This is a genomic window from Arthrobacter sp. 10T44 (assembly GCF_056393885.1).
In genome coordinates, this window is sequence record NZ_JBFTGT010000005.1 from 1 (window position 1) to 25865 (window position 25865).

A 25865-nucleotide genomic window follows, 5' to 3' on the forward strand; every position below is an offset into this window, starting at 1 on the left:
TCCCGGTTCACCCGGAACACATACGACGGCGACGCGGACGCCTTCGGCACATCCACGCTCCTGTCATCGGCATCACTGCCGCAGTCCCGCACATACTTATTCGCCCCCGACCACGCCGCATGCACACAACCACCCAACTGCACCGGCGCCGCCGGAACCCCCTGCCCGCCAAAGGYCACCGTCTTCGCCGCCGAACCATCCAACGGCACCTCAAAAAGCGCCTTCGGCGTCGCCACCGCCACAGCACCCGCCCCGGGACCGGGCTGCTGCAGCTTCGCATCCTTCGCATCCGCCAACGCCAACTCACGCCCGCCCGGCAACAACAACTTCCCGCCGCCCGCGTCCAGCACCACCGGCTGATCCCCCACCACGCTCAACTGGATGCTGCCCGCACCCTTCAACCCCTCCCACGAACTCACCTGCGAATCCGTGACCCGRCCATCAGCATCCACCGCCGTCACCGTCACCTGACCCGACGTCGGATCCGCACTATAAATCCGGTCATCAGCCCCCACCGCCGACACCGTCCCCCGCGCCCCCGACAGCACCGGCTCCGAATTCTCCTCATCAAAACCATTCACCGTCGACGGCGACAACGCCCACACCCGGCCCCGCGCCGCATCCGTCACCGCAATCACCCGCGACCCGAAACTCACCTCCGCCGACCCCGGCAACTTCTTATCCCCGCCCAAACGCATCTGCGCCGCCGACACCTGGTTCAACGTCGAACCCGACGCATCATCAACAAACACCGTCCCGGCATCCTGCAACACATCAAACGTCGTCGACGCCGGCGTCACCGCACCATCCAACACCCGCGACGGATAATTCAACCGCCCCACCGCATTCTTCGCCTTCGACACCACCCACACACCACCATCGTTCAACTCCACCTCAGCAGTCTTAAACCCCGGATAGATGATGGCCCCCGTCACCAACACCGCAGCAGCAGCCACAATCCCCCAGTGTCACGCCCGCTGGACGCAGTGAAGTGCCTTGGCGTGGTCGGATATCCACGACTATGACATATTGACCATCGAATAGAGAAACCTGCGCGCCGCTATTGCGGGCGTTCAGGGTCTTTGCCTGGCCGCCTAATCCAGGACCAGGCCCCTCCCGCTGCCCCGTTGCAGCTCCACGGGGTGGATTTCGCCGAAGCCGCGCACGTTCTCGGCGTCGCGGGGAAGCAGTACGAAGCGTTCGTCGTGTTCCAGCGCCGCCGCGGTCATGGAGTCCACCAGCACGGTGCCCGGATCGGCCAGCGCCGTGAGGCGGGCGGCCAGGTTCACGGTGGGCCCGTAGATGTCACCCAGCCGGGAGAGGATGCGGCCCCACACCATGGCCACGCGCGCCTGCGGCAGGATCTCGTCCTCGTTGAAGGCCTGCGAGAGGGCCAGCGAGATCTCGGCCCCGGCAGCAGGGGTTTCGGCAATGTAGAGGACTTCATCGCCGACCGTCTTCACGAGGCGTCCGCCGCCGACGGAAATGATTTCCGCGCACTTGTTCTCAAAGCGCTGCACCAGCTGGGCAAGGGTCTTTTCGTTCATCCGGCGGGACAGGCTGGTATAGGAGACCAGGTCCGCGAAGCCGACGGCGCGGGCGAGCGGCAGCGGGGCGTCGTCCTCGTCCCCTTCGCGGCCTTCCTCGCTTGAGGCCAGGCCGGCCTCGGCGCGCACGGCCAGGCGCTGCACCCCGGCGTTGAGCTGGCGGCGCCAGGAGTAGACCAGCATTTCCTCGAGTGCGTCCACGAGCGAGGGCAGTTCGCTGACCAACCGCTTGCGGGCCACGGCGTCGGTGACCCCCTGCTGGTGGACCATGTCCTCCACCAGGGCCTCGATCTGCCAGACCACCATGCGGTCCGTCATCTGGCCGATGGCGCGGGTGACGGAGATGGCCGCTTCCTCGGTGAGCTTGCCGGCGCGGACCAGGTCCACAATTGTGCTCAGCGCGGACTGGTCCCGTTCCGTGAACGCCACGTCGTCGTCGCCGAGGTTGGGGAACCCGAGGGCACGCCAGAGTTTCCGGGCGGACAGCAGGGACAGCCCTGCACCCGCAGCCACCTCGCGGCGGCGCAGCTTGCGTTCGCCGCCCAGCAGCCGCTGCTCGAGGGCCTTGGTGGCGAGGCGTTCGGCGGACATGGTGCCGGTGGGAGGGGTGGCAGGCGGCTCTTCGGCGGCAGCCGGGCCGGAGGCGGCGTCGTCGTTGTCGTCGTCGGTATCAGCGTTGTCGTCGGTGGCGGCGTCAGCAGCACCGTCGGCGGGGTCAGCAGCACCGTCGGCGGGGTCAGTGGCGTCGGAGCTGGCGTCGGTGTCGAAGTCGGCCGGGTCATCGGAGTCGGAAGCTGCGAGGGAGTCCAGCACGGCGGCTTCGAGGGAGGACGCTTCGAGTACCGCTTCGGGCACGTCCGAGGGTTCGGCGGCCAGGAGTCCGGTGTCGGGGTGCACGTTCTCAGCGTTCATCTCTTCCACCTTCTCTCAAGTCCATGGGCCATTCGCCGGGATCGTGCATCGTGTCGTCGGCCTCAAGCAGTTCGTCCTCCGGAAGTTCGTCTAACGCGTCGAGAATGAAGTTCCGGAACGTCATGACTTCGGGGACGTCCGGAATCACCGTGCTGGAGGGGTACCCGGTATCCAAGGATATATTCCCCGAGCGCAGGGTCCGTTGGAGCAGCGTCTGTTCGATGAACACATTACGGACCGCGGCCAGCGGAACCTGCTGGTCGCGCCGCCGCAACATGCCGTATCGGGCAACCAGGCGCCGGCTGGTCAGGGTGTAGCGGCTGGCGTGCCAGGTCACCACCCTGGGGAGGCAGTAGCCCACCAGCACCCAGGCCACCAGCGCCAGGCAGCCGCCGATCAGCCACGGCGTCCAGTCGGGAGTGACGAGCGGGACGAGTTTGGCCGGCCCGCCCTTCACAATCCAGGCGCAGGCATAGGCGGTGAGGGCGGAGACCAGGATGAACAGCAGGCCCGGGACGATCAGTGTCCGCGGCTGGGGGCGGGTAACGACAATCACTTGCTCGCCCGGGAGGAGCTCCTTACGCATAGCCGCTTTCGCCGCCGGCCTCGCCGGGAGGGGTCCAGGGACGCAGGTGCACGACGTCGCCGGCGGTCACCACGTGCTCGTGCCCGGCCGCATCGACCACCAGCAGGGATCCGTAGTCGTCCAGCCTGGTGGCGTGGCCGATGATCTCGTGGTCGCCGGGAAGCTGGGCCCGGACCTGCTTGCCGAGGGTGGTCAGCACGTGCTCCACCCGCTTGTGCAGCGAAGGACCGCCAGCCATTCCCGCGGCGGGGTCGCCGTCGGCGTTGCAGAAGCTGCGGTAGAGCGTGGCGAAGCGGGAGAGGTAGCTTTTCAGCAGTGCCGTCCGGTCCACCGTCGTCGGGTGTTCCAACAGCACCGAGGTGGCCGTGGGCACCGGAAGTTCGGCCTCGGTGAGAGTGACGTTCAGCCCGGTCCCGAGCACCACGGGGGGAACGGCGCCGTCGCCCATGGGGCCCAGCTGTGCGAGGATGCCGGCGATCTTCTGGCCGCGGACCAGGACGTCGTTGGGCCATTTGAGTTGGGCCGGGATGCCGGCGGTTTCCAGCAGGGCCTCCCGCAGCGCGAGCGCGGCAAGCAGCGAAAGCCAGGAGTAGCTCTGGGTGGGCAGCGGGCGGCCCTCGGCGTTGACCGGCCGGAGCACGATCGAGACCGAAACGGAGCTGCGGGCCGGGGCTTCCCAGTGCCGGTCCAGGCGGCCGCGGGCGGCGCTCTGGTATTCAGCAGTGAGCACGGACAGGTCCGGCCAGGCACCGGGATCCACGCTCACGCCGCGCAGCAGGTCCGCGTTGGTGGAGCCGGTGGACTCCACTACGGTCAGTTGCGGGATGCCGTTGGCCGAGAGGAACGCGGCGTCGCTGAGGGCGCCCTGGTCCAGGGGTGGACGGTCCGGTGTCTCCTGCGCGGCTTGCATGCTTGAATCCTACCGAGTTACCGCTCCGCCGGCTCCGGCCCGGTCACCGCGGAACGTCCCCACGTTTGGACGCCGCCGCCGGCGCGTTGCACTGACACGCCGCGGCATTCCGGCGTCGAACCCGCAAAGGTGGGGAGTTTCGGCGGCCCGCACCGCCCCGGAACGGCGAAAAGCGGCCGGAAACTCAGAGGAAAATGTCAGGAACCAGCCGGTCTTCCGGCGCGCCCAGGCTGTACGGCGCGAAGTCCGTGACGCCGGCTGCGGCCAGCACCTCTTCGTCGGTGTAGAAATTTCCGCTCCAGCTGCCGGATGCCGGGATGGCATTGCTGGCGGTCAGCACGGCGTGGGCGGCGTCGGCCATGATCTGCGGGCCGCGCGCACCGCGGACGATCTGCTCGCCGCCGGGCATGTTGCGGATCGCGGCGGTGTCGATCAGGGTGCAGGGCCAGAGCGAGTTCACGCTGATGCCGTCCACCTTGAGTTCTTCGGCCAGGCCCAGCGTGGTCAGGCTCATGCCGTACTTGGCCATGGTGTAGGCAAGGTGCATGCCGGCCCACTTGGGGTCCAGGTTCAGCGGGGGCGAGAGCGTGAGGATCTGCCCGGCCGTGGATTCGCGGAGCGCCGGCAGGGCGAGCTTGCTGAGCAGGAAGGTGCCGCGGACGTTGATGTCCTGCATGAGGTCATAGCGCTTCATGTCCACGGCGTCGGTCTTGGAGAGGTCGATCGCCGAGGCATTGTTGACCACAATGTCGATCCCGCCGAAGCGTTCGACGGCGGCGGCAACCGCGCCGGCGACGTCGGCGTCGTTGCGCACATCGCCGACCAGCGGCAGCGCCTGTCCCCCGGCCTCCTCGATCTGCTCGGCGGCCGAGTAGACGGTGCCCTCGAGTTTGGCGTGCGGCTGGCCGGTCTTGGCCAGCAGCACGATATTGGCGCCGTCCCGGGCGGCACGGAGGGCGATCGCCAGGCCGATGCCGCGGCTGCCGCCGGACATCAGGATGGTGCGGCCCGCCAGGGTACCCGAGGCCTGGTACGGCTCCGGCTGGCGGGGTTCCGGGGAGACGGCCGAAGCGTCGTTGCTTGAAGTCATAGCCCCACCTTAGCCGATGTTACTCACCAGTAACATACCTTTTCGCGGGACGGTCAGGACGATCCCGCCCGGTTATTGCCCGCGCGGACGCGGAAATATGGCCCGCACCCGCGGAATTCCGGGGTCCAGCCCCGGTGCGGCCGCGGGCAACTGGGCTGGAGCGCAGCAGCCGGCGGTGAAGCTTGGGGTGAAAATTGTAGGTTTTCTACAGCGGCGCGGACGAATACCGTCACTAGACTTGCCAGCACGGCCATGTTTTTGTGTGGAATCCACTTAAGCGCCACCGCACAGGCCTGCGACAGCCGTAACGATGAACAGCAGCGAACAACAGAGCCGGAGACACTTGATGAGCCACGATCTGACCACGACCGCGGGAAAGATTGCCGATTTCCGCGACCGCCAGGCCCGTGCCGAGCAGCCCTCCGGCCCGGAAGCGATCGAGAAACAGCACGCGCGCGGCAAGAACACCGCCCGCGAGCGCATCGACCTGCTGCTCGACGCCGGGTCCTTCGTCGAGTTCGACGCCCTCGCCGTGCACCGCTCCACGGCGTTTGGCATGGAGAAGAAGAAGCCGCTGGGCGACGGCCTGGTCTCCGGCTACGGCACCGTGGACGGCCGTCCCGTGGCCGTGTACAGCCAGGACTTCTCCGTCTACGGCGGTTCACTGAGCCAGGTCAACGGCGAGAAGATCGTCAAGGTCCAGGAGTTCGCGCTGCGCAACGGCTGCCCCGTGGTCGGCATCCTCGACGGCGGCGGCGCCCGCATCCAGGAAGGCGTCGCCTCGCTGGCCATGTTCGCGGACATATTCCGCAACAACGTCCACGCCTCCGGCGTCGTGCCGCAGATTTCGCTCATCATGGGCCCCTCCGCCGGCGGCGCGGCCTACTCCCCCGCCCTGACCGACTACGTCGTCATGGTGGACAAGACCTCGCACATGTTCATCACCGGCCCGGACGTGATCAAGACCGTCACCGGCGAAGACGTCGACATGGAGACCCTCGGCGGGGCCCGGCAGCACAACGCCAACACCGGCACCTCCACCTACCTCGCCGCCGACGAGGCGGACGCCGTCGAGTTCGTCCGCGAACTCCTGGACTTCCTGCCCTCCAACAACCTCGCCGAAGCCCCGGTGCTGGAGCACAGCCAGCAGCCGGAGCTCGACGACGACGACCTGGCCCTCGATGTGCTCATCCCGGACTCGGCCAACCAGCCGTACGACATGCGCAAGGTGATCGAACAGATCGTCGACGACGCGCATTTCCTGGAGATGCAGTCGCTCTACGCGCCGAACGTGATCATCGGCTACGGCCGGGTCGAGGGCCACACCGTGGGCATCGTGGCCAACCAGCCGATGCAGTTCGCCGGCACCCTGGACATCGCAGCCTCGGAGAAGGCCGCCCGCTTTGTCCGGCACTGCGACGCCTTCAACATCCCCATCATCACGCTGGTGGACGTGCCGGGCTTCCTGCCGGGCAAGGACCAGGAGTTCCAGGGCATCATCCGCCGCGGCGCGAAACTGCTCTACGCCTACGCCGAGGCCACCGTGCCGAAGCTGACCGTGATCACCCGCAAGGCCTACGGCGGCGCGTACATCGTGATGGGCTCCAAGAAGCTCGGCGCCGACCTCAACCTGGCCTGGCCCACCGCGCAGATCGGCGTGATGGGCGCCCAGGGCGCGGTCAACATCCTGTACCGCCGCGAGCTCGCCGCGGTTGCGGAGGCCGGCGGCGACGTCGAGGCCAAGCGCGCCGAGGTCATCCGGCAGTACGAGGAGGAGCTGCTCAACCCGTACCAGGCCGCCCAGCTGGGCTACGTGGACGCGGTGATCGCCCCGTCCGAGACGCGGCTGCAGATCATCAAGGGCCTGCGCGCGCTGCGGGACAAGCGTGCCAGCCTGCCCGCCAAGAAGCACGGGAACATCCCGCTGTGACGCCCTCGATCGAACCGGGGACCGAGCCGGAAGCCACCCCGCCGGCGGCACAGCCGGCGCTCGCCGTCGTGAAGGGCGAGCCGACGGCCGAAGAACTCGCGGCACTGACCGCAGTCGTCCTTTCCCTGGGCAGCGGCGAGACGGCCGCTGCGGAGAAGCCGGGCGTGCGGCACTGGATCCGGCGGCAGCAGCTGCAACTGGCGCCGAAGCCGGGCCCGGGCTCGTGGAAGCGCAGCCGCGGCTAAGAAAAGTTCAGTAACCCTTTCATAACTGGCGCGGCCCGGCTAGTCTCGTTCGGGTGACTACCCAAACAACTCAGAACACCACGCCCGACAATCCGGTTCCGGCACGCCCGCAGACCGCGATCGACGTCGTCGCTGACGCCTTCACGGACACCCTGATCCGGCTCAACCCGAGCTTCGCCACCGAGCTGGGCCTGCCCGGCCACGAAACCGAGTACCCGGACTTCTCCCCCGCCGGCCATAAGGAGTTCGCTGCCGCGGCCCGCGAGGCCCTCGCCGCGCTGGACGGGCTGGAGCCCGCTGACGACGTCGACGCCGTCACCCTGGACGCGATGCGCGAGCGCCTCGGCCTGCAGCTTGAGATCCACGACTCCGGCTGGGACCTGGCCGAGCTGAACAACATCGCCTCCCCGGCCCAGGAGATCCGCGCGATCTTCGACCTGATGCCGATGGACACCGCCGCGCAGTGGGAGCACATCGCCGGCCGCGCGCACAATGTCCCCGCTGCCCTGGACGGTTACATCGTGTCGCTGCGCACGGCCCGGGACGCCGGCCGGGTCTCCGCCGCCCGCCAGGTCCGGATCGTGATCGAACAGACCACCAAGCACGCCGCGGACGACGGCTTCTTCGCCAAGCTGGCCGCCGAGGCAAAGACCGCCGAGGGTCCGCTGCCCGAAGACGTGCAGTCCAAGCTCGACGCCGGAGCTGCCGCCGCCCGCGCGGCCTATGCCCGGCTGGCCGGCTTCCTGGAATCCGAACTGCTGCCGGCCGCCCCGGAAAAGGACGCCGTGGGCCGCGAACGCTATGCCCTGGCCTCCCGCTCCTTCCTCGGCGCCACGGTGGACCTTGAGGAGACCTACGCCTGGGGTGTCCAGGAACTCGACCGCCTGATCGCCGAACAGGAGCGCGTGGCCAACGAGATCCGGCCCGGCGCCACGGTCGAAGAGGCCAAGGAAATCCTGAACAACGATCCGGCCCGCGAGCTCAAAGGCACCGAAGCCCTCCGGGCCTGGATGCAGGAGCTCTCCGACAAGGCTGTGGCCGACCTCGCTGGCGTGCACTTCGACATCCCGGACGCCATGAAGACGCTCGAGTGCAAGATTGCCGCCACCCAGGAAGGCGGCATCTACTACACCGGCCCCTCGGACGACTTCAGCCGGCCGGGCCGGATGTGGTGGTCTGTGCCGCCGGGCGAGGACACCTTCACCACCTGGGCCGAGACCACCACGGTCTACCACGAGGGCGTTCCGGGCCACCACCTGCAGGTCGCCACGGCCACTTACCGGCGGGAGCTGCTGAACAAGTGGCGCCGCAACGTCTGCTGGACCTCCGGGCACGGGGAAGGCTGGGCACTGTACGCCGAGAAGCTGATGCAGGAGCTCGGCTATTTGAAGGATCCGGGCGACCACATGGGCATGCTGGACATGCAGCGCATGCGGGCGGCCCGGGTGGTGTTCGACATTGGCGTGCACCTGGAGTTGGAGGTGCCCGAGCGTTGGGGGTCGGGCACCTGGACTCCGGACACGGGGTACGAGTTCCTGAAGCAGAACCTTGCGATCAGCGAGGGCCAGCTGAAGTTCGAGTTCACCCGTTACCTCGGCTGGCCGGGGCAGGCGCCGTCATACAAGGTGGGCCAGCGGCTCTGGGAGCAGATCCGCGCCGAGCTCGAATCCCGGCCGGGCTTCGACCTCAAGGCCTTCCACACCAAGGCGCTCAACATGGGCTCCGTGGGGTTGGACACGCTGAAGCGGGCGCTGCTGGGGTAGGCCGGGACTGTTGCAGGCACCCTGCCTGGTGTCCCGGGGGAGCAGCCATCCTCTGCGTGCTCGCTCGTTCCTCGCTTAGACGCACGCTGCCGGATGCCTGCTCCCCCGGGCCTATGGCGAGACAATCGCCACACTCTGGGGTGGAATAACTTCATAAACGGGTGGTCTTTCGGCGTCTTTGCGGGGATCTTGTGGGCGGGGGAATATCTGGGGCGCGTAACATTTCTCAACGTTTGTTCGCCGTGTTATGCAGCCCGGTCCTAGCGTATTCAGGTGACCACTCAGACAAGCACCCCCGCAACCGCAGGCAAGCCCGGTTTCCAGCTGCACAAATGGGCCGGCTCATTCGGCTTCCAAATCATCGCCGCCCTGATCGTGGGCCTGGGCCTTGGCCTGCTCGCGAAATACACAGGCAGCACCAAGGCCAACCCCAACGCCCTCGGCGCCACCCTGCAGACCATCGGCTCGAGCTACGTCTCGCTGCTGCAGACCGCCGTCGTGCCGCTCATCTTTACCGCGGTCGTCAGCTCCATCTCCAACCTGCGCGCCGTCTCCAACGCGGCCCGGCTGGCCTGGAACACGCTGCTCTGGTTCGCGATCACCTCGCTGATCGCGGTGCTGATCGGCATCGGCCTGGGCGTGCTGCTGCAGCCCGGCGCTGGCACCGGCATCACCAAGCAGGCCGAGTACGCCGGCAAGTCCGGTGACTGGTGGGCGTTCCTGACCGGGCTGTTCCCGAAGAACTTCCTGGGCCTCGGCGCGAGCACCACCGTCACGGACGGCGTCGCGACCACCGCCGTGAGCTTCAATGTCCTGCAGATCCTCGTGATCGCGATCGCCGTCGGCATCGCGGCCCTGAAGGTGGGCAAGGCCGCCGAGCCGTTCCTGAACCTCAACGCCTCCGCACTCGCCGTGATCCAGAAGGTCCTCTGGTGGATCATCCGGATCGCCCCGCTCGGCACCGTCGGCCTGATCGGCAACGCCGTGGCCGTCTACGGCTGGGACACCATCGGCTCGCTCGGCAAGTTCACCTTTGCCATCTACGTTGGCCTCGCCCTGGTGCTGTTCGTGGTGTACCCGGTCCTGGTCCGCAGCCACGGCCTGTCCATCAAGCAGTACTTCTCCGGTGTCTGGCCCGCGGTGCAGCTGGCCTTCGTTTCCCGCTCCTCCGTAGGGACCCTGCCGCTGACCCAGCGCGTGACCGAACGCTCCCTGGGCGTGCCCCGCGCCTATGCCTCCTTCGCCGTGCCGCTGGGCGCCACTACCAAGATGGACGGCTGCGCCGCGATCTACCCGGCTGTATCCGCGATCTTCGTGGCCCAGTTCTTCGGCATCCAGCTGGACTTCACCCAGTACCTGCTGATCGCCCTCGTCTCCGTGCTGGGCTCCGCCGCGACCGCCGGCACCACCGGCGCCGTCGTCATGCTGACCCTGACACTCTCCACGCTGGGACTGCCGCTGGCCGGCGTCGGCCTCCTGCTGGCGATCGACCCGATCCTGGACATGGGCCGCACCGCGGTCAACGTGGCAGGCCAGGCCCTGGTCCCCACCATCGTGGCCAAGCGCCAGGGCATCCTGGACGAGTCGCTCTACAACGCCCCGCGCAACGGTGACCCGTTCAGCGACGACGTCGTGGACGCCGATGTTGTGGACGCCTCCCGTGTGGACGCCGACGGCGGTGTCCCGGCTGCCGAGGGACGCGAACTGGCCGGCGCCAAGGCCTAAGCCCAGCGCCTGACGAAAGTAGTCCCCGGGGTTCTCCTCCCGGGGACTACTTTTTATGGTCCTGGTGCTGCTGCGCCCTAGTGGCCGCCTCCGCCGATAACGCCCTTCTCGACGGCCTTGGTGACCGCGTCGGCCTCGGCCTGGGTCAGGGTGCCGTCGCTGACAGCCTTGTCCAGCCTGGTCTTCAGCGCCGCGGCGCGTTCCGCCTGTTCGGCGGTGCGGAGCTCCGTCAGGGCCGCCGTCACCTTGGCCTCGTCAATGCCCAACGAGGACGAGAGGGACTTGGCCAGCTCCGCCTCCATGGCCGCCCTGTCCGGCCGGGTACCTTCAGCCGGCCGGGCGGTCGGTTTGTGGGCGTCGCGGAAGGCTTTCAGCGCGTCGGTGACCTTGGCTTCGTCCACGCCGAGCTTGGCCGCGAGTTCGGATGCCCGCGCACCGCCGAAGCCTCCGCGTTCGCCGCGTTCACCGCCAGGGCCGTGCCCGCCGCGCATTCCCATGCCGTCACCCTTTGTGCTGCTGCCGTCCGGGGAAGCGGTGGAGCTGGGGGTTGGGGTCGGCGTCGTGGTGGCGGAGGCCATCCCAGCGACTCCGACGCCGGCGCCCAGCGCCAGGGCGGCGGCCGAAATGCCGAGCGTGATTCTCTTGGTACGTGACATGTGCGCTCTCCTGGATCTGCCGTACAGCGACGGCTCTGCGGTCAGTGGTCTTTCGCAAGACGTGACTCCAGTGTGTGCCGCGGGCTTCGGCGGGAGCTGTCCAGAACCTTTCATCTTCCTGTGAATGCTTCCAGGCCGTGCCGTTCCCCGAAACCTTCCCTTGTCCCGGGGCGCAAAGTGGCTAGGCTCAGCTCATGCTGATCGTCACCTCAAACGACATCCCCGGCCACCGGATTGACGCCGTCTTCGGCGAAGTCATGGGACTGACCGTGCGGTCGCGGGACGTCGGCGCCCAGGTCGTGGCGGGATTACGTTCGCTGGCCGGCGGCGAGCTGCGCGAACTGACCCAGGTGCTTTACGAGAGCCGGCAGGAGGTCATGGCGCGGATGGTCGCGGAGGCCGCGCAGCGCGGTGCCAACGCGATCGTGGCGATGCGGTTCGACACGGCCCACATGGCCAACAACTGGACGGAGATCTGCGCCTACGGCACGGCGGTGTTTGCCATCCCGCTGGGCGCCGGCGAGCCCGGCGCAACGGGCCAGTCCGTCCAGCTGACGAGCTGAGCCCAGAAACTTGCCCTGAGTGCAAACATGCACATAGTGTAAGTGCATGCCCACTCCGCCCCTTTCCGACCCCGACGGCGGGGCGGCGCCGCCGTCGCGACGCGAACTCAACAAGGCCGCCACCCGGCAGGCCATTACGGATGCCGCGCTCGGCCTGCTCCGTTCCAGGGGCCCGGGCAACTTCACGGTGGAGGACATCGCCGAAACCGCCGGCATCTCCCGCCGGACCTTCTTCAACTACTTCAGCAGCACCGAAGTGGTCATCGCCTCCGTAACCCACGGGTTCCTGGACACCGCGCTCCAGCAGTTCCGGCTGCGCCCGGCCGACGAACCGATCCTGGAATCAGCGCAGGCGGCCCTGGTTGAACTCGCCGACCCGATGACCATTGCTCCGCTGGCTGAGCTCTACAGCCTGGGCCAGTCCAACCCGCAGCTCAACCGGTCCGAGCTCGAGGCCTGGGACCACTGCACCGCCGAGATCATCGACGCCGCCCGCGAACGCTTCGCCCGGGGCTCCGGCGTCGAAATCGACGAGCTGTACCTGCGCGCCCTCGCCGGCTCGGTCATCTACTGCGGCAAAGCCGCCATGGATGTTTGGTTCGCACGCTGCGGCGGCTCACTCACCCCCGAATCGCTCTCCACCCTGCGCCAACTCCTGATCGACTCCATGGGCCTGCTGGGCTCCGGATTTGCCTCCCCCGCAGCCGTCCCGGCCGCCACCCCACCCGCCGCCCCTTCCCCAGATCGGTCCTGACATGGCTCTTTTGCTCTATCGACTCGGCAAGTTCTCCTACCGCCACCGCTGGCTCGTCATCTCCCTCTGGCTTGCCGTCATGGTTGCCGTCGGCGGCGCCGCGGCGGCGCTTCACGGCACGCTGTCCAACAACTTCCAGATCCCGGGTACCGAAACCCAGCAGATGGCGGACAAGCTCAAAAAGGAACTCCCGTCCTCCTCGGGCGGCTCCGCGAGCATCGTTTTTGAAGCCAACGACGCGCAGTTCGGCCAGGCCGGCAAGGACGCGGTCTCCGCCGCGCTGACCAAGCTGAAGACCCTCCCCGACGTCCAGGGGACCGTGGATCCGTTCGCCACCCAGGCCCAGCTGGACAAGGCCGTCACGGACCTTGCTGCCGGAGAGCAGAAGGCCGCGGCGGGCAAGGCCCAGCTGGACAAGGCCGCTGCGGAGCTCGCCGCCGGCAAGGCCCAGCTGGCCGACGCCGAGCAGCAGATGGCCGCCGCCGGGCTGCCGCCCGCGGCCGTCGAGGCCCAGCTCGGCCAGCAGAAGGCCGCCCTCGCCGCCGGGCAGGCCAAGCTCGACGCCGGCACCAAGGAACTCGAGGCCGGCAACGCCAAGCTGGCGCTCGGCAAGCGCCAGCTTGAGGCCTCCAACGGCCTGCGCTTTGTCTCCGAGGACGGCAAGGCCGCCATCGCCCAGGTGCAGTTCAAGACCTCGATCAACGGCCTCAAGCCGGAGGTGCGGCAGGAAGTCCAGGACATCGTCAAGGAGGTCTCCGCCGCCAACGTGACCGCCCTGCCCAGCAAGGAAATCAGCGAGGACATCTCCGAGATCTTCGGCACCGCGGAGATCATCGGCATCGCCGTCGCCGCCTTGGTGCTCATCATCATGCTCGGCACCCTCGTCGCCGCCGGCCTCCCGCTGCTGATGGCAATCGTCGGCGTGGCCGTCGGCGTCGGCGGTACCTTCGCGCTCAGCGGCGCCGTCGACATGAGCTCCATTTCCCCGATGCTGGCGCTCATGCTCGGCCTGGCCGTCGGCATCGACTACTCCCTGTTCATCGTCAACCGGCACCGCGGCCAGCTGCTCAAGGGCATGGATCCCGAAGAGTCCGTGGCCCTGGCCACCGGTACCTCCGGCAACGCGGTGCTCTTCGCCGGCCTCACGGTGATCATTGCCCTCGCTGCCCTCGTGGTGCCGGGGCTGCCGTTCCTCGCCGTCATGGGTCTCTCCGCCGCCGCCACGGTGGCCGTCGCCGTCGTCGTCGCCCTGACTTTGACGCCGGCCGTCCTGTCCCTGGTGGGCCGCAAACTGATTTCCAAGCGGGCCTGGGCCAAGGCGGAGCGGCACAACGCCGCCCCGGGCCACGAGACCGAGGACCGTGCCAGGGATGAATACCGCAGCAGCCACGGCTGGGGCGGCGTCGTCACCAGGCACCCCTGGCTGGCCCTGGTGGCCGGCGTGCTCCTGCTGGGCGTGGTGGCCCTGCCCGCCAGCCAGCTCCGGCTCGCCCTGCCGGATGCCAGTTCGGAGCCGGTCGCCTCGCAGGCGTTCAAGGCCTATGACGTCACCAAGCGGAGCTTTGGCGAGGGCATGACCGGGCCGATCATCGTCGTCGGCGACTTCCCCGCGGGCCTCAGTGCCGCCGAGGCGCAGGCCAAGCAGTTCGACGTCGCAGACATCCTGCGCAAGACGGACAACGTTGCCGCCGCGGTGCCGCTGGCGCTGAGCGAGGACCGCCGCACCGCCGTCTTCCAGATCCTGCCAAAGGAGGGTCCGGCCAGCGCCAGCACCGTCGAGGTGGTCTCGGATCTGCGCGCCGAAAAGGGCCGGATCCAGGACGCCACCGGCGTCGGCATCGGCCTCACCGGCCAGACCGCCGGCAACGTCGACGTCTCCAGCAAGCTCGGCGCCGCGCTGCCGCCCTACCTGGCGATCGTCGTCGGGCTCTCGCTGATCCTGTTGCTGCTGGTGTTCCGTTCCATCGTGGTGCCGCTGCTGGCCACCGGCGGATTCCTGCTCTCGCTCGCGGCCGCGTTCGGCGGCGTCGTCGCGGTGTACCAGTGGGGCTGGCTGGGAACCGTGTTCGGCGTCGAGAACCCGGGCGCGGTGCTGAGCTTCCTGCCCATCATCCTGATCGGCGTGCTGTTCGGCCTGGCCATGGACTACCAGGTGTTCATCGCCTCCGGCATGCGCGAGTCCTACATGCACGGCGAAACGGCCAAGCACGCGGTCCGTTCCGGCTTCAGCCACGCGGCCGCCGTGGTTACCGCGGCCGCGATCATCATGGTCAGTGTGTTCTCCGGCTTCATCTTCTCGCACCTGAACATGGTGCGGCCGCTGGGCTTCGCGATGGCCTTCGGCGTGCTGGTGGACGCGTTCGTGGTGCGCATGACGATCGTCCCGGCCGTGATGTACCTGCTCGGCCGCAAGGCCTGGTGGCTCCCCCGTTGGCTGGACCGCATCCTGCCGGACGTCGACGTCGAGGGCGCCAAGCTGCACAAGCCGACGTCCGACGCCGATGCCGACGCCGACGCTGCCGGCGCCGGCGAGCCCGAGGAAGTCGCCGCACGCTAGCCGGCACCGACCAAAGCAACGCGGGGTCACTTCGCGCCCATAAATCCCCTTCGGATGGGCGCGAAGTGACCCCGCGTTGCTGTACCGCCCGTGAACTAGGCTGGAGCCGTGACCCGCCTCATTCTTGCCTCCCAGTCCCCCGCCCGCACCAAGCTGCTCAGCAACGCCGGCATCGCCCACGACGTCCTCGTCTCGGACGTCGACGAGGACGCCGTGCAGGCCCGCTACGGTGTGACCGACCCGCACGACACCGCCCTGCTGCTGGCGCGCGCCAAGGCCGAGGCCGTCGCCTCGCTGCCCGAGGCCGACGGCGCCCTGGTGATCGGCTGCGACTCGGTCTTCGAGTTCGAGGGCGAGGCCCACGGCAAGCCGTACACCGCCGACGTCGCCAGGGAGCGGATGCTCCGGATGAGCGGCAGCATGGGCGTGCTGCACACCGGCCACTGGCTGGTCGACTGCCGCGACACGGACCCGAAATCCTCGGACGACGACGACGACGACGCCGGCACCGGCACCGGCGCGACGCTGGGCGCTGTCTCCTCCGCGGAGGTGCACTTCATGGAGATGAGCGAGGACGAGATCGACACTTACATCGCCACCGGCGAGCCGCTGCAGTGCGCCGGGTCCTTCACGATCGACGGCTACGGCGGGGCCTTTATCCGCAAGGTCGACGGCGACCCGCACACCGTCGTCGGGCTCTCCATCTCCACCCTGCGCAGCCTGCTGGGCCAGGCCAAAGTGAATGTCACCGAACTCTGGACCGGCGGGGCCGCCGACCCCGCCGACATCCGCGCCGAGTGAACTCCGGGGCACCTCCGCGGTCCGTGCCGAGTGAGCCATTTCGCACCACCTTGTAGGAACCCCACAAAGGATCGGCCGTTTACGCGCGGGATCCGCAAGTAATATCGGCGGAACCCACAAAACCGCGCTAGGCTCCCTGAAGGAAAGAAGGAGACGCCTTGTCAGCAAATTCGGAGCAGTCCGCAACGCCAGTGCCCGCAGCCACCACGCCGGGCACCCACCGCCTGAGCAAGGTGCTGATCGCCAACCGCGGCGAAATCGCCGTGCGCATCATCCGCGCCGCACGCGATGAAGGCATCGCCTCCGTGGCCGTCTACGCGGATCCGGACCGCGATGCCCTGCACGTCAAGCTCGCCGACGAGGCTTACGCCCTGGGCGGCAACACCGCCGCCGAGTCCTACCTTGTGATGGACAAGCTGATCGAGGTGGCCCAGCGCTCCGGCGCCGACGCCATCCACCCCGGCTACGGCTTCCTCGCCGAGAACGCCGAGTTTGCCTCGAAGGTGATCGCCGCCGGCATCACCTGGATCGGGCCCTCCCCCGAGGCCATCTCCGCCCTCGGCGACAAGGTCCAAGCCCGCCACATCGCCGAGAAGGTCGGCGCCCCGCAGGTCCCCGGCACCGCCGATCCGGTGAATTCCGCCGAGGAAATCCTCGAATTCGTCGACAAGTTCGGCCTGCCGGTCGCCATCAAGGCAGCCTTCGGCGGCGGCGGACGCGGCATCAAGGTCGCCCGCACCCGCGAGGAGATCCCCGAGCTTTTCGAATCCGCCGTCCGCGAAGCCACCGCAGCGTTCGGCCGCGGCGAGTGCTTCATCGAGCGCTTCCTGGACGCCCCGCGCCACGTCGAGACCCAGTGCCTCGCCGACGCCCACGGCAACGTCGTCGTCGTGTCCACCCGCGACTGCTCTCTGCAGCGCCGCAACCAGAAACTGGTGGAAGAGGCACCCGCCCCGTTCCTCACCGAGGAGCAGAACCAGCGGCTCTACGACTCCTCCAAGGCCATCCTCAAGGAAGCCGGCTACCTCGGCGCCGGCACCTGCGAGTTCCTCGTCGGCCAGGACGGCACCATCTCCTTCCTCGAGGTCAACACCCGCCTCCAGGTGGAGCACTGCGTCTCCGAGGAGGTCACCGGGATCGACCTGGTCCGCGAGCAGTTCCGGCTGGCCCGCGGCGAGGAGCTCGGCTACGGTGACCCCGAGGTCCGCGGCCACTCGATCGAATTCCGCATCACCGGCGAGGACCCGGGCCGGAACTTCATGCCCGCCCCCGGCACCATCACCAAGCTGTTGAATCCCACCGGTCCCGGCGTTCGGATCGACTCCGGCGTGGAGCAGGGCGACGTCATCAGCGGCAACTTCGACTCGATGCTCTCCAAGCTGATCGTCACCGGTGCCACCCGTGCCCAGGCCCTGCAGCGCTCCCGCCGCGCCCTCGAGGAAATGGTGGTCGAGGGCATCCCCACCGTCATCCCGTTCGACCTCGCCGTCGTCAGCGACCCCGACTTCGCCCCCGCCGAAGGCCCGTTCAAGGTCCACACCCGCTGGATCGAGACCGCCTTCGTCAACGACATCCCCGCCTGGACTCCCACCGGCACCGCAGCTGAAGCAGCCGACGCCGGCGAACGCCAGCGCGTCGTCGTCGAGGTCGGCGGCAAGCGCCTCGAAGTGGTGCTCCCGGCGTCCCTCGGCTCCATCTCCGGCGGCGGTGGCGGCAAGCCGGCGAAAGCCAAGAAGCGCTCCCGGAGCGCCGGCACGGCGGCGCCGGCCGGCGGCAACGCCCTGACCTCCCCGATGCAGGGCACCATCGTGAAGGTGGCCGTCGCCGAGGGCGAGCGGGTTTCCGAAGGCGACCTCGTCGTCGTGCTCGAAGCCATGAAGATGGAACAGCCGCTTACCGCACACCGCGCCGGCATCGTGATCGGGCTCTCCGCATCGGCCGGCGAGACCGTCTCCGCGGGCGCCGTGATCGCCATGATCGAGGACGGCGAGCCGGCCGAATAGCGGCATCGCCGGCGGCGGGGGCAGACTTAGTTACGTGAAGCCATTTCTGCTCCTCGCCTCCCGCGCCGAGGACGCCGCCGCCGACGACGAATACCTCGCCTACCTGCGCTACACCGGGCTCGCCGAGACCGAGCTGCACCGGGTCCGCATGGAGGCAGCCCCGCTGCCCCGGCTGGAGCTCAGCGAGTACTCCGGCGTGATTGTGGGCGGCAGCCCGTTTACCTCCAGCGACCCCGCGGAGCATAAGAGCGACGTCCAGCACCGGGTGGAGCGCGAGCTGTTCGCCTTACTGGACCGGATCGTGGCCGAGGACTTCCCGTTCCTGGGCGCCTGCTACGGCGTCGGCACCCTGGGACTGCACCAGGGCGCCGTGATCGACCGGACCTACGGCGAGGGCCTGGGCGGCGTCACCGTCAGCATCACTTCCGCCGGGCAGCAGGACCCGCTTCTGCGCGGCCTGCCGGAGCGGTTCACGGCGTTCGTGGGCCACAAGGAGGCCTGCACTGTGCTGCCCGGCGGGGCCGTGCTGCTGGCCAGTTCCGAGACCTGCCCGGTGCAGATGTTCCGGATCCGCTCTAACCTTTACGCCACCCAGTTCCACCCCGAGCTCGACGCCGACGGCCTCACCACGCGGATCGACATCTACCGCCACGCCGGCTACTTCCCACCCGACTCCGCCGAGGAGCTGATGGCCCAGGCCCGGCATCACAACGTCACCGAGCCGATGGCCATCCTGCGCAACTTCGTCGAGCGCTACGCCCGGTAAGGGCCCCGCCGCAGGCCCGTCGCGGGGCCCCGTCGTCGCGCTCCTGCCCAGTTATTCAGCCGCCACCGCCCCGGGACACGGAAATGCCCGGCGTGTCCACAGAACACACCGGGCATTTCAGCCAATATCCGGGCTGGAGCGTCAGGCTACGTTGTTCTCGTAATCCAGGTCGCGGGTTTCCTTGCTCACAAACAGGGCGATCAGCGTCAGCACGGCCATGGCGGTAAGGTACACGCCCACCAGCACGGGGCTGCCCTTCGCCAGTTCCCAGAGCCAGACGGCGATGAACGGTGCCACAGCCGCGCCCAGGATGCTGGAGACGTTGTAGCTGATGGCCGAGCCGGTGTACCGGACGTTGGTCGGGAACAGCTCCGGCAGCAGCGCGCCCATCGGCCCGAACGTGAGGCCCATCAGGGAGAAGCCGATGATCAGCAGGGCCATGGTGCCGACGAAGCCGCCGCTGAAGAGCGGAACGAACAGCAGGCCGAAGACGAAGATGCCCGCGGTCACGGCAATCAGCATCTTGCGGCGGCCGTACTTTTCGGCCAGCGGACCGGAGACCAGGGTGAAGATGCCGAAGAACACGACGCCGGCAATGAGCATCCAGAGGAAGTCGTTGCGGGTGAAGCCCAGGCCCGGGACAAAGGCAGCGGCTGCCGCCTCGGTCATCGGCTTGCCGGCCTTCTCGGCGGCGGCCTTGGCGGCGTCCAGGCTGGATGCGCGGGTGCCGTAGGTCAGCGTGAATGTGGTCATCAGGTAGAAAAGCACGTAGGTGGCGAGCATGATGAACGTGCCCAGGATCAGCTGGCGCCAGCTGCTCTTGAAGACCCGGCCCAGCGGCAGCTTGGCGACCTCGTTGGATTCGATGACCTTGGTGAAGGCCGGGGTTTCGATCAGCTTGAGCCGGACGTACAGGCCGATGATGACCATGACGGCGCTGAGCAGGAACGGCACGCGCCAGCCCCACGCTTCGAAGGCCGCCGGGCTCAGGGTGTAGCTGAAGACCAGGAAGATCACGTTGGCGATGATGAAGCCGATCGGCGCGCCCAGCTGCGGGAACGTGCCGTAGATGGCGCGTTTGTTGGCCGGGGCGTTCTCGGTGGCCAGCAGGGCCGCGCCGCTCCATTCGCCGCCGAGGGCGAGGCCCTGGGCGAAGCGCATCACGACGAGCAGGGCCGGGGCCCAGAAGGTCCAGCCGGGAACGGTGGCCGTCGGAAGGCAGCCGATCAGGAACGTCGCGATGCCCATGGTGAGCAGCGAGGCGACCAGGGTGCCCTTGCGGCCGAACTTGTCACCGAAGTGGCCGAAGACGATCGAGCCGAGCGGGCGGGCGATAAAGGCAACGCCGAAGACGGCGAAAGAGCTCAGCAGCTGGGTGGTCTCGTTCTGGCCCGGGAAGAAGAGCTTCGGGAAGACCAGGACGGCGGCCGTGGCGTAGACGTAGAAGTCGTAGAACTCAACGGTGGTGCCGATCAAGCTGGCGACGATCACGCGGCCGCGCGAGTTCACCTGCTTGGCGGACCCATGCTCCGTCGAAGTGGCAGTGGATGACATGTAGTGACGCTTTCATGAAGACCGGATCGCCCTGCGGAGAGGCGTCCGGCTAAGGAATGGATATATGTCTGATATTAGTTCCTCGTGTCCACGCAATGGACAAATGTTCCACTATTTGGACAATTCGTGTCGTCCCACCTGTTGGTCGCCCCCGCTGCGGCGCCCACGCCGCCTCACGCCGTCACAAAGGAGCCGATAGGCAAACGTCACAGCACGTTAACAAAGCGCGAGCGTCCCGGAAATGCGGCGTCCCTAGTTTTGAGGGACAACCCCGAAGGAGGTCCCCGTGACTGCTGAACGCATTGCCGACGCCGCAACCGGCGTTTCCCCGAACCACGACGCCGATGCCGCCCACGCTGCCGAGCGCACCGCCGTCGGCGGCCCCGCGCTCGAGTACCGCCCGGGCCGCTGGATCGCCAACTGGGACGCCGAGAACAAGACCCAGTGGGAGTCCCTGGGCCGCGGCATCGCCCGGCGGAACCTGAACTGGTCCATCTTCGCCGAGTTCCTGGGCTTTGTGGTCTGGCAGCTCTGGTCGATAGTGGTGGTCCAGCTCCCCGCGGCCGGCTTCCGCTTCTCCACCAACGAAATCTTCTGGCTGATCTCGATGCCCAGCCTGGTGGGTGCGACGCTCCGGATCCCCTACACCTTCATGGTTCCCCGCTTCGGCGGCCGGAACTGGACCATCGTCTCGGCCATGCTGCTGCTGATCCCCTCGACCGGGCTGGCCCTGTGCGTCGGAAACCCCGGCACCCCGTTCGGCGTCATGCTGCTCGTGGCCGCCCTGGCCGGATTCGGCGGCGGCAACTTCGCCAGCTCGATGGCCAACATCACCTTCTTCTACCCGGCCCGCGAAAAGGGCTGGGCGCTGGGGCTGAACGCCGCCGGCGGGAACCTGGGCGCCGCCGTCGCCCAGCTCGCCGTGCCGGTCGCCATTACCGTGCTGGCCGCCGGGACCGTGAACCTGCCGGTGGCCGGGCTGATGTGGATCCCGTTGATCCTGCTCGCCGCCTTCGGCGCCTGGAAGTACATGGACAACCTGACCAGCGCCAAGGGCGACGTCGCCGGCTCGCTCGCCGCGGTCAAGGAACCGCACCTGTGGATCATGGCGCTGCTCTACATTGGCACCTTCGGCTCCTTCATCGGCTTCGCCGGCGTGTTCCCCAAACTCATCAAGGACTACTTCCCGGCCTTCTCCTCGATCGCCGTCGGGACCGTGGCCTTGTCCCTGGCGTTCCTCGGGCCGCTGGTCGGCTCGCTGGCCCGGCCCTACGGCGGCAGGATGGCGGACAGGCTGGGCGGCGCGCGGATGACCGTGACCGCGTTCGCCGCGATGGCCGTCATCACCCTGACCATGGTCTGGACCCTGCCGCTGGGCAACTTCTGGCTCTTCCTGGCCCTGTTCCTGGCGCTGTTCACCGCCAGCGGCTTCGGCAACGGGGCCACCTACCGGATGATCCCGGTGATCTTCGCCCTGCACAGCCGGGCAGCCCTGTCCGGGGCCAGCACCGTGGCCACCCAGCGGCTGGCGTCCTCCGCGCTGGGCCTGATCTCCGCGATCGGCGCCTACGGCGGCTTCGTCATCCCGCAGGTCCTGAACGCCTCCAACACCGCCAGCGGCTCCTACACCCCGGCCTTTTACGGCTTCGTCGCGGCCTACCTGGTGATGCTGGCCGTCTGCTGGACCTGCTACCTGCGCCCCGCCACCCGCCACGGAAAAGGACACGTCTAAATGAGCGACGGTGCCGCCACGCACTGCCCGTACTGTGCGCTCCAGTGCGCCATGACACTGACCGTTCCGGAGGTGCAACCGGCGTCGGCAGTTCCGGCGGCTGCAGCTCCGGCACGGCCCGAGACTCCGCTGGAGGTGGCCGGCCGGGACTTCCCCACCAACCGCGGCGGCCTGTGCCGCAAGGGCTGGACCTCGGCGTCGCTGCTTGAGCACCCGGGGCGCGTCACCGAGCCGCTGCTCCGGGGCCCCGACGGCGTGCACCGACCGGCCAGCTGGGACACGGCCCTGGAGCTCACCGCCGCCGCGGTCAAGAACACCCGCGCCGCGTACGGGCCGGACGCCGTCGGGGTGTTCGGCGGTGGCGGCCTGACCAACGAGAAGGCCTACCAGCTGGGCAAATTCGCCCGGCTGGCCCTGGGCACCTCGCGGATCGACTATAACGGCAGGTTCTGCATGTCCTCGGCCGCCGCGGCCGGGATGCGGGCCTTCGGCCTGGACCGGGGCCTGCCGTTCCCGCTGGCGGACCTGGGTTCCGCCAGCACCGTCCTGCTGCTGGGCTCCAATGTCGCCGAGACCATGCCGCCGTTCGTCCAGCACCTGCAAGGGGCCCGCGACGCCGGCGGGCTGATCGTCGTCGACCCCCGGCGCTCCGCCACCGCGGCATTCACTGCCGACGGCGGCGGCCTGCACCTGCAGCCCCTGCCGGGCACCGACCTGGCCCTGCTGCTGGGCCTGGCCCACGTGGTCATCCACGAGGACCTGACGGACGGCGCCTACATCGCGGAGCGGACCACCGGCTACCCGGCCCTGCTCCGCAGCGTCGGCCCCTACTGGCCGGAGCGCGTGCAGTCCCTCACCGGGGTCCCGGCCGGACTGGTCCGCGACACCGCCCGGCGGCTGGCCGAAGGTGCGCGGCAGGGCGGCAGTTACATCCTCACCGGCCGCGGCGTGGAGCAGCACGTGGACGGCACGGACACGGCCACCGCCGCCATCAACCTCGCCCTGCTGCTGGGCCTGCCGGGCTCGGCGCGCAGCGGCTACGGCACCCTCACCGGCCAGGGCAACGGCCAGGGCGGCCGCGAGCACGGCCAGAAGGCGGACCAGCTTCCCGGCTACCGCAAGATCACCGACCCCGCCGCCCGCGCCCACGTCGCCGGCGTATGGGGTGTCCCGGAATCCTCGATCCCCGGTCCCGGCGTCCCCGCCGTCGAACTGCTCCAGTCGCTGGGGCGGCCCGACGGCGTCCGCTGCCTCTTCGTTCACGGCGCCAACGTGGCGGTCTCCGCCCCGGATGCGAACGCCGTGATCGCCGGGCTGCGCAGCCTGGACTTCCTGGTGGTCTGCGACTTCTTTATGTCCGAGACCGCGGCCGAGGCGGACCTGGTCCTGCCGGTGACCCAGTGGGCGGAGGAGGAAGGCACCCTGACCAACCTCGAGGGCCGGGTGCTGCGCCGCCGGCGGGCCATCACTCCCCCGCCCGGGGTGCGCAGCGAACTCTGGATCATGACCCGGCTGGCCGCGCTGTTGGACGCGCCCTCGACCTTCAGCGAGGATCCGGAGACCGTGTTCGAGGAGCTCCGGCTCGCCTCCGCGGGCGGCCTGGCCGACTACTCCGGGATCGACTACGCCTTGCTGGACCGCGGCGAGGAAGCCTACTGGCCCTACCCGGCCGGGAGCTCCGGGACGCCGCGGCTGTTCCTGGACTCCTTCGCCCATCCGGACGGCCGGGCGGTGTTCACTCCAGTGGCGCCGCGCCGTCGAACGCTTCCGGTCGCGGCGGGCGGCGCTGACCCGGCGGGCACCCCGATGACCCTGATCACCGGGCGTCTGCTGGAGCACTACCAGTCCGGCGTCCAGACCCGCCGGGTGGCCGCCCTCGCCGCCGCACAGCCCGAGGCGCGGCTGCAGATCCACCCGGCCGCCGCCGCGGCGCAGGGCATCGCCGAGGGCGACGTCGTAGCTGTCGCCAACGGGCGCGGCGAGGTCCTCTGCCGGGCGGAGCTGAGCGCGGGGATCCGGCCGGAGACGGTGTTCCTGCCGTTCCACTTCCCAGGATGGGAGAGCGCGAACCGGCTCACCGAGGCCGCCACGGACCCGGTCTCCGGGATGCCGGAATTCAAGACCAGCAAGGTGTGGCTGCGGCCTGCTGCGGCAGGCTCCCGGGTCGAAGGAGTGCAGGCCGAAGTCCTCCAGATGGAAGGTGCATCATGACGGAACGGATTGTGGTGGTGGGCTTCGGCCCGGTGGCGGCGCGGCTGATCGACGAGTTGCTGCCCGCGGTGCGGGGAGGCCTGGTGGAACTGACGGTGGTCGGCGAGGAGGCGGAGGCGGCCTACAACCGGGTGCTGGTGGCCGACCTCGGCGTCGGCCGGACCACGGCAGGCGCCATGGCGCTGGCCGATGCTGCGGCGCTGGTCTCCGACGGCGTGGATGTCCGGCTGGGCACCCGGGTCCGCCGGGTCGACCGCGCCCGGCAGCAGGTCCTCCTCAGCGACGGCAGCTCCCCCGGCTACGACCGGCTTGTCTTCGCCACCGGTTCCCGTCCGGTAATCCCCAACCTCACCGGGCTGAACCCGGATCCGGCCGCCCCGGTGCTGCCCGCCGGCGTGACGGCGCTGCGGGACCTGGCGGATGCCTCGGCGCTGCAGGCGGCGGTAGCCGGCGGAAAGCGCGTGGTGGTCCTCGGCGGCGGCGTTCTGGGACTCGAGACGGCGCTGGCCGCAGCCGAGGAGGGCGCCGCCGTGACCGTCGTGCACAACGGCCCGCACCCGCTGGGGCGCAACATGGACCGCGGCGGCGGCGCCGTGCTGGCAGCTTCGCTGCGGAACTGCGGCGTGAAGGTGGCCGGCAACGCGCGCTCGGTCGCCGTTGAACACAACGCGCCCGACGGCGGCTTCTCCGCGCTGCTGCTGGAGGACGGTGCCGCGATCGACGGCGAGCTGCTGGTCCTCTCCTGCGGCGTCCGGCCGCGGACCGAACTCGCCGAGGGCTGCGGACTGTCGACGGCGGCCGGCATCCTGGTGGACCACCGGCTGCGGGCGCACCACGAACCCCACATCTTCGCGATCGGCGACTGCGCCGAGGTCCGCTGCCCCGACCCGGACTGCCTGGACTGCCGGAGCGCCCGGGGCCCGTCCGGGCTGGTGGGACCGGGCTGGCGGCAGGCCGAATGGCTCGCCGAATACCTGACACTGCTGGCCTCCGGCTCCCCGGCCGGGGCGGAAACCCTGCCGCCGCTGCCGGCGGAACAGCCGGGCGTGCTGGTGCTCAAGGCCCGCGGGCTGACCATGGCCGTGGCCGGGGATGTTTCCGCGGATCCGTGGGACGAGGAAGCCCTGACCGCGGGCGCCGTTGGCGGCCGGGCCCGGCTGCAGGTGGCCCAGTGGGCCGACCCGGAGCACGGGCGCTACGTCAAGATCAGCACGCGCGCCGGTGTGCTTGAGGGCCTCGTGGCGGTGGGGATGCCGCGCACGGGGGCGGAGCTGGTGCAGCTCTTCGAGCGCGGCGCGGAGCTCCCCGCGGACCGGTCGCTGCTGCTGCGCCTGGACGGCCCGGACCAAGCTGCTCCTACTGCTACTGATCCGGACCGCACGGTGTGCCGGTGCGCCGGGGTGAGCGGGACTTCCATTGCCGCCGCGGTTTCCTCCGGTTGCGGGACGGTGGCCGAGGTCTCAGCCTCCACCCGCGCCGGCACCGGCTGCGGCGGCTGCCACGAGGACATCAAGGGGCTCATCGAGAAGCACTTCCAAGGCGCGGTGGCCTAGGGACCTG

Annotated in this window: 20 protein-coding genes; 13 read left to right on the forward strand and 7 right to left on the reverse strand. The window is 69.0% G+C overall.

Annotated elements, in window-relative coordinates; genetic code table 11:
- The 5 genes from AC1DBL_RS10400 to AC1DBL_RS10420 all read right to left on the reverse strand — a co-directional run.
- A partial coding sequence (locus AC1DBL_RS10400; protein ID WP_476926061.1) for an NHL repeat-containing protein occupies positions 1 to 956 on the reverse strand: 956 nt, incomplete at its 3' end.
- A gap of 138 nt (positions 957 to 1094) precedes the next feature.
- The gene (locus AC1DBL_RS10405; protein WP_476926062.1) at positions 1095 to 2459 is read right to left on the reverse strand and encodes an adenylate/guanylate cyclase domain-containing protein; all 1365 of its coding nucleotides are present in this window, start codon (positions 2457 to 2459) and stop codon (positions 1095 to 1097) included.
- A complete protein-coding gene (locus AC1DBL_RS10410; RefSeq protein WP_476926063.1) occupies positions 2449 to 3045 on the reverse strand; it encodes a PH domain-containing protein in 597 nt (198 codons plus the stop codon). Before AC1DBL_RS10410 ends, AC1DBL_RS10405 begins: the two co-directional genes overlap by 11 nt.
- Entirely contained in the window at positions 3038 to 3955 is a 918-nt protein-coding gene (locus AC1DBL_RS10415) for a biotin--[acetyl-CoA-carboxylase] ligase (RefSeq protein WP_476926064.1), read from the reverse strand. Before AC1DBL_RS10415 ends, AC1DBL_RS10410 begins: the two co-directional genes overlap by 8 nt.
- Before the next feature lie 184 nt (positions 3956 to 4139).
- The gene (locus AC1DBL_RS10420) at positions 4140 to 5045 is read right to left on the reverse strand and encodes an SDR family oxidoreductase (protein WP_441418403.1); all 906 of its coding nucleotides are present in this window, start codon (positions 5043 to 5045) and stop codon (positions 4140 to 4142) included.
- A gap of 346 nt (positions 5046 to 5391) precedes the next feature.
- Between AC1DBL_RS10420 and AC1DBL_RS10425 the strand changes: the two genes are divergently transcribed.
- From AC1DBL_RS10425 to AC1DBL_RS10440, 4 genes are all read left to right on the forward strand, one after another.
- The gene (locus tag AC1DBL_RS10425; RefSeq protein WP_441418404.1) at positions 5392 to 6975 is read left to right on the forward strand and encodes an acyl-CoA carboxylase subunit beta; all 1584 of its coding nucleotides are present in this window, start codon (positions 5392 to 5394) and stop codon (positions 6973 to 6975) included.
- Complete coding sequence (locus AC1DBL_RS10430; protein ID WP_476909311.1) at positions 6972 to 7220, forward strand: acyl-CoA carboxylase subunit epsilon; 249 nt, start codon at positions 6972 to 6974, stop codon at positions 7218 to 7220. Before AC1DBL_RS10425 ends, AC1DBL_RS10430 begins: the two co-directional genes overlap by 4 nt.
- Positions 7221 to 7273: 53 nt before the next feature.
- Entirely contained in the window at positions 7274 to 8983 is a 1710-nt protein-coding gene (locus tag AC1DBL_RS10435; protein WP_476926065.1) for a DUF885 domain-containing protein, read from the forward strand.
- A 273-nt stretch (positions 8984 to 9256) separates the two neighbouring features.
- Positions 9257 to 10708: a dicarboxylate/amino acid:cation symporter gene (locus AC1DBL_RS10440; RefSeq protein ID WP_476926066.1), complete on the forward strand. Its 1452-nt coding sequence runs from the start codon at positions 9257 to 9259 to the stop codon at positions 10706 to 10708.
- Positions 10709 to 10785: 77 nt separating this feature from the next.
- On the opposite strand, the gene AC1DBL_RS10445 is transcribed toward AC1DBL_RS10440, so the two are convergent.
- The gene (locus AC1DBL_RS10445; protein WP_476926067.1) at positions 10786 to 11364 is read right to left on the reverse strand and encodes a hypothetical protein; all 579 of its coding nucleotides are present in this window, start codon (positions 11362 to 11364) and stop codon (positions 10786 to 10788) included.
- A 194-nt stretch (positions 11365 to 11558) separates the two neighbouring features.
- Between AC1DBL_RS10445 and AC1DBL_RS10450 the strand changes: the two genes are divergently transcribed.
- From AC1DBL_RS10450 to AC1DBL_RS10475, 6 genes are all read left to right on the forward strand, one after another.
- Positions 11559 to 11927, forward strand: a complete 369-nt coding sequence (locus tag AC1DBL_RS10450; RefSeq protein WP_476893204.1) for a YbjQ family protein — start codon at positions 11559 to 11561, stop codon at positions 11925 to 11927.
- A 46-nt stretch (positions 11928 to 11973) separates the two neighbouring features.
- On the forward strand, positions 11974 to 12681 hold the full coding sequence (locus tag AC1DBL_RS10455; RefSeq protein WP_476893205.1) for a TetR/AcrR family transcriptional regulator: 708 nt from the start codon (positions 11974 to 11976) through the stop codon (positions 12679 to 12681).
- A 1-nt stretch (position 12682) separates the two neighbouring features.
- Positions 12683 to 15238, forward strand: a complete 2556-nt coding sequence (locus tag AC1DBL_RS10460; protein WP_476926068.1) for an MMPL family transporter — start codon at positions 12683 to 12685, stop codon at positions 15236 to 15238.
- Positions 15239 to 15346: 108 nt separating this feature from the next.
- A complete protein-coding gene (locus AC1DBL_RS10465) occupies positions 15347 to 16039 on the forward strand; it encodes a Maf family protein (RefSeq protein ID WP_476926069.1) in 693 nt (230 codons plus the stop codon).
- A 158-nt stretch (positions 16040 to 16197) separates the two neighbouring features.
- Positions 16198 to 18042 carry an acetyl/propionyl/methylcrotonyl-CoA carboxylase subunit alpha gene (locus tag AC1DBL_RS10470; protein ID WP_476926070.1) on the forward strand — a complete coding sequence of 615 codons (1845 nt, stop codon included), beginning with the start codon at positions 16198 to 16200 and terminating at the stop codon, positions 18040 to 18042.
- Positions 18043 to 18076: 34 nt separating this feature from the next.
- On the forward strand, positions 18077 to 18808 hold the full coding sequence (locus tag AC1DBL_RS10475; RefSeq protein ID WP_441418413.1) for a glutamine amidotransferase: 732 nt from the start codon (positions 18077 to 18079) through the stop codon (positions 18806 to 18808).
- Between the two features lie 141 nt (positions 18809 to 18949).
- On the opposite strand, the gene AC1DBL_RS10480 is transcribed toward AC1DBL_RS10475, so the two are convergent.
- The gene (locus AC1DBL_RS10480) at positions 18950 to 20362 is read right to left on the reverse strand and encodes an MFS transporter (RefSeq protein ID WP_441418414.1); all 1413 of its coding nucleotides are present in this window, start codon (positions 20360 to 20362) and stop codon (positions 18950 to 18952) included.
- A gap of 286 nt (positions 20363 to 20648) precedes the next feature.
- Here AC1DBL_RS10480 and AC1DBL_RS10485 point away from each other — a divergent pair, with 286 nt between their 5' ends.
- Genes AC1DBL_RS10485 through AC1DBL_RS10495 form a run of 3 tightly spaced genes read left to right on the forward strand, consistent with a single transcriptional unit; the run spans position 20649 to position 25858 of the window.
- Positions 20649 to 22094: an MFS transporter gene (locus tag AC1DBL_RS10485; RefSeq protein ID WP_476926071.1), complete on the forward strand. Its 1446-nt coding sequence runs from the start codon at positions 20649 to 20651 to the stop codon at positions 22092 to 22094.
- Positions 22095 to 24305, forward strand: a complete 2211-nt coding sequence (locus AC1DBL_RS10490; protein WP_476917798.1) for a molybdopterin oxidoreductase family protein — start codon at positions 22095 to 22097, stop codon at positions 24303 to 24305.
- Positions 24302 to 25858, forward strand: coding sequence for an FAD-dependent oxidoreductase (locus AC1DBL_RS10495; RefSeq protein ID WP_476926072.1), 1557 nt, complete (start codon positions 24302 to 24304; stop codon positions 25856 to 25858). Before AC1DBL_RS10490 ends, AC1DBL_RS10495 begins: the two co-directional genes overlap by 4 nt.
- The last annotated feature ends 7 nt before the right edge of the window (positions 25859 to 25865 follow it).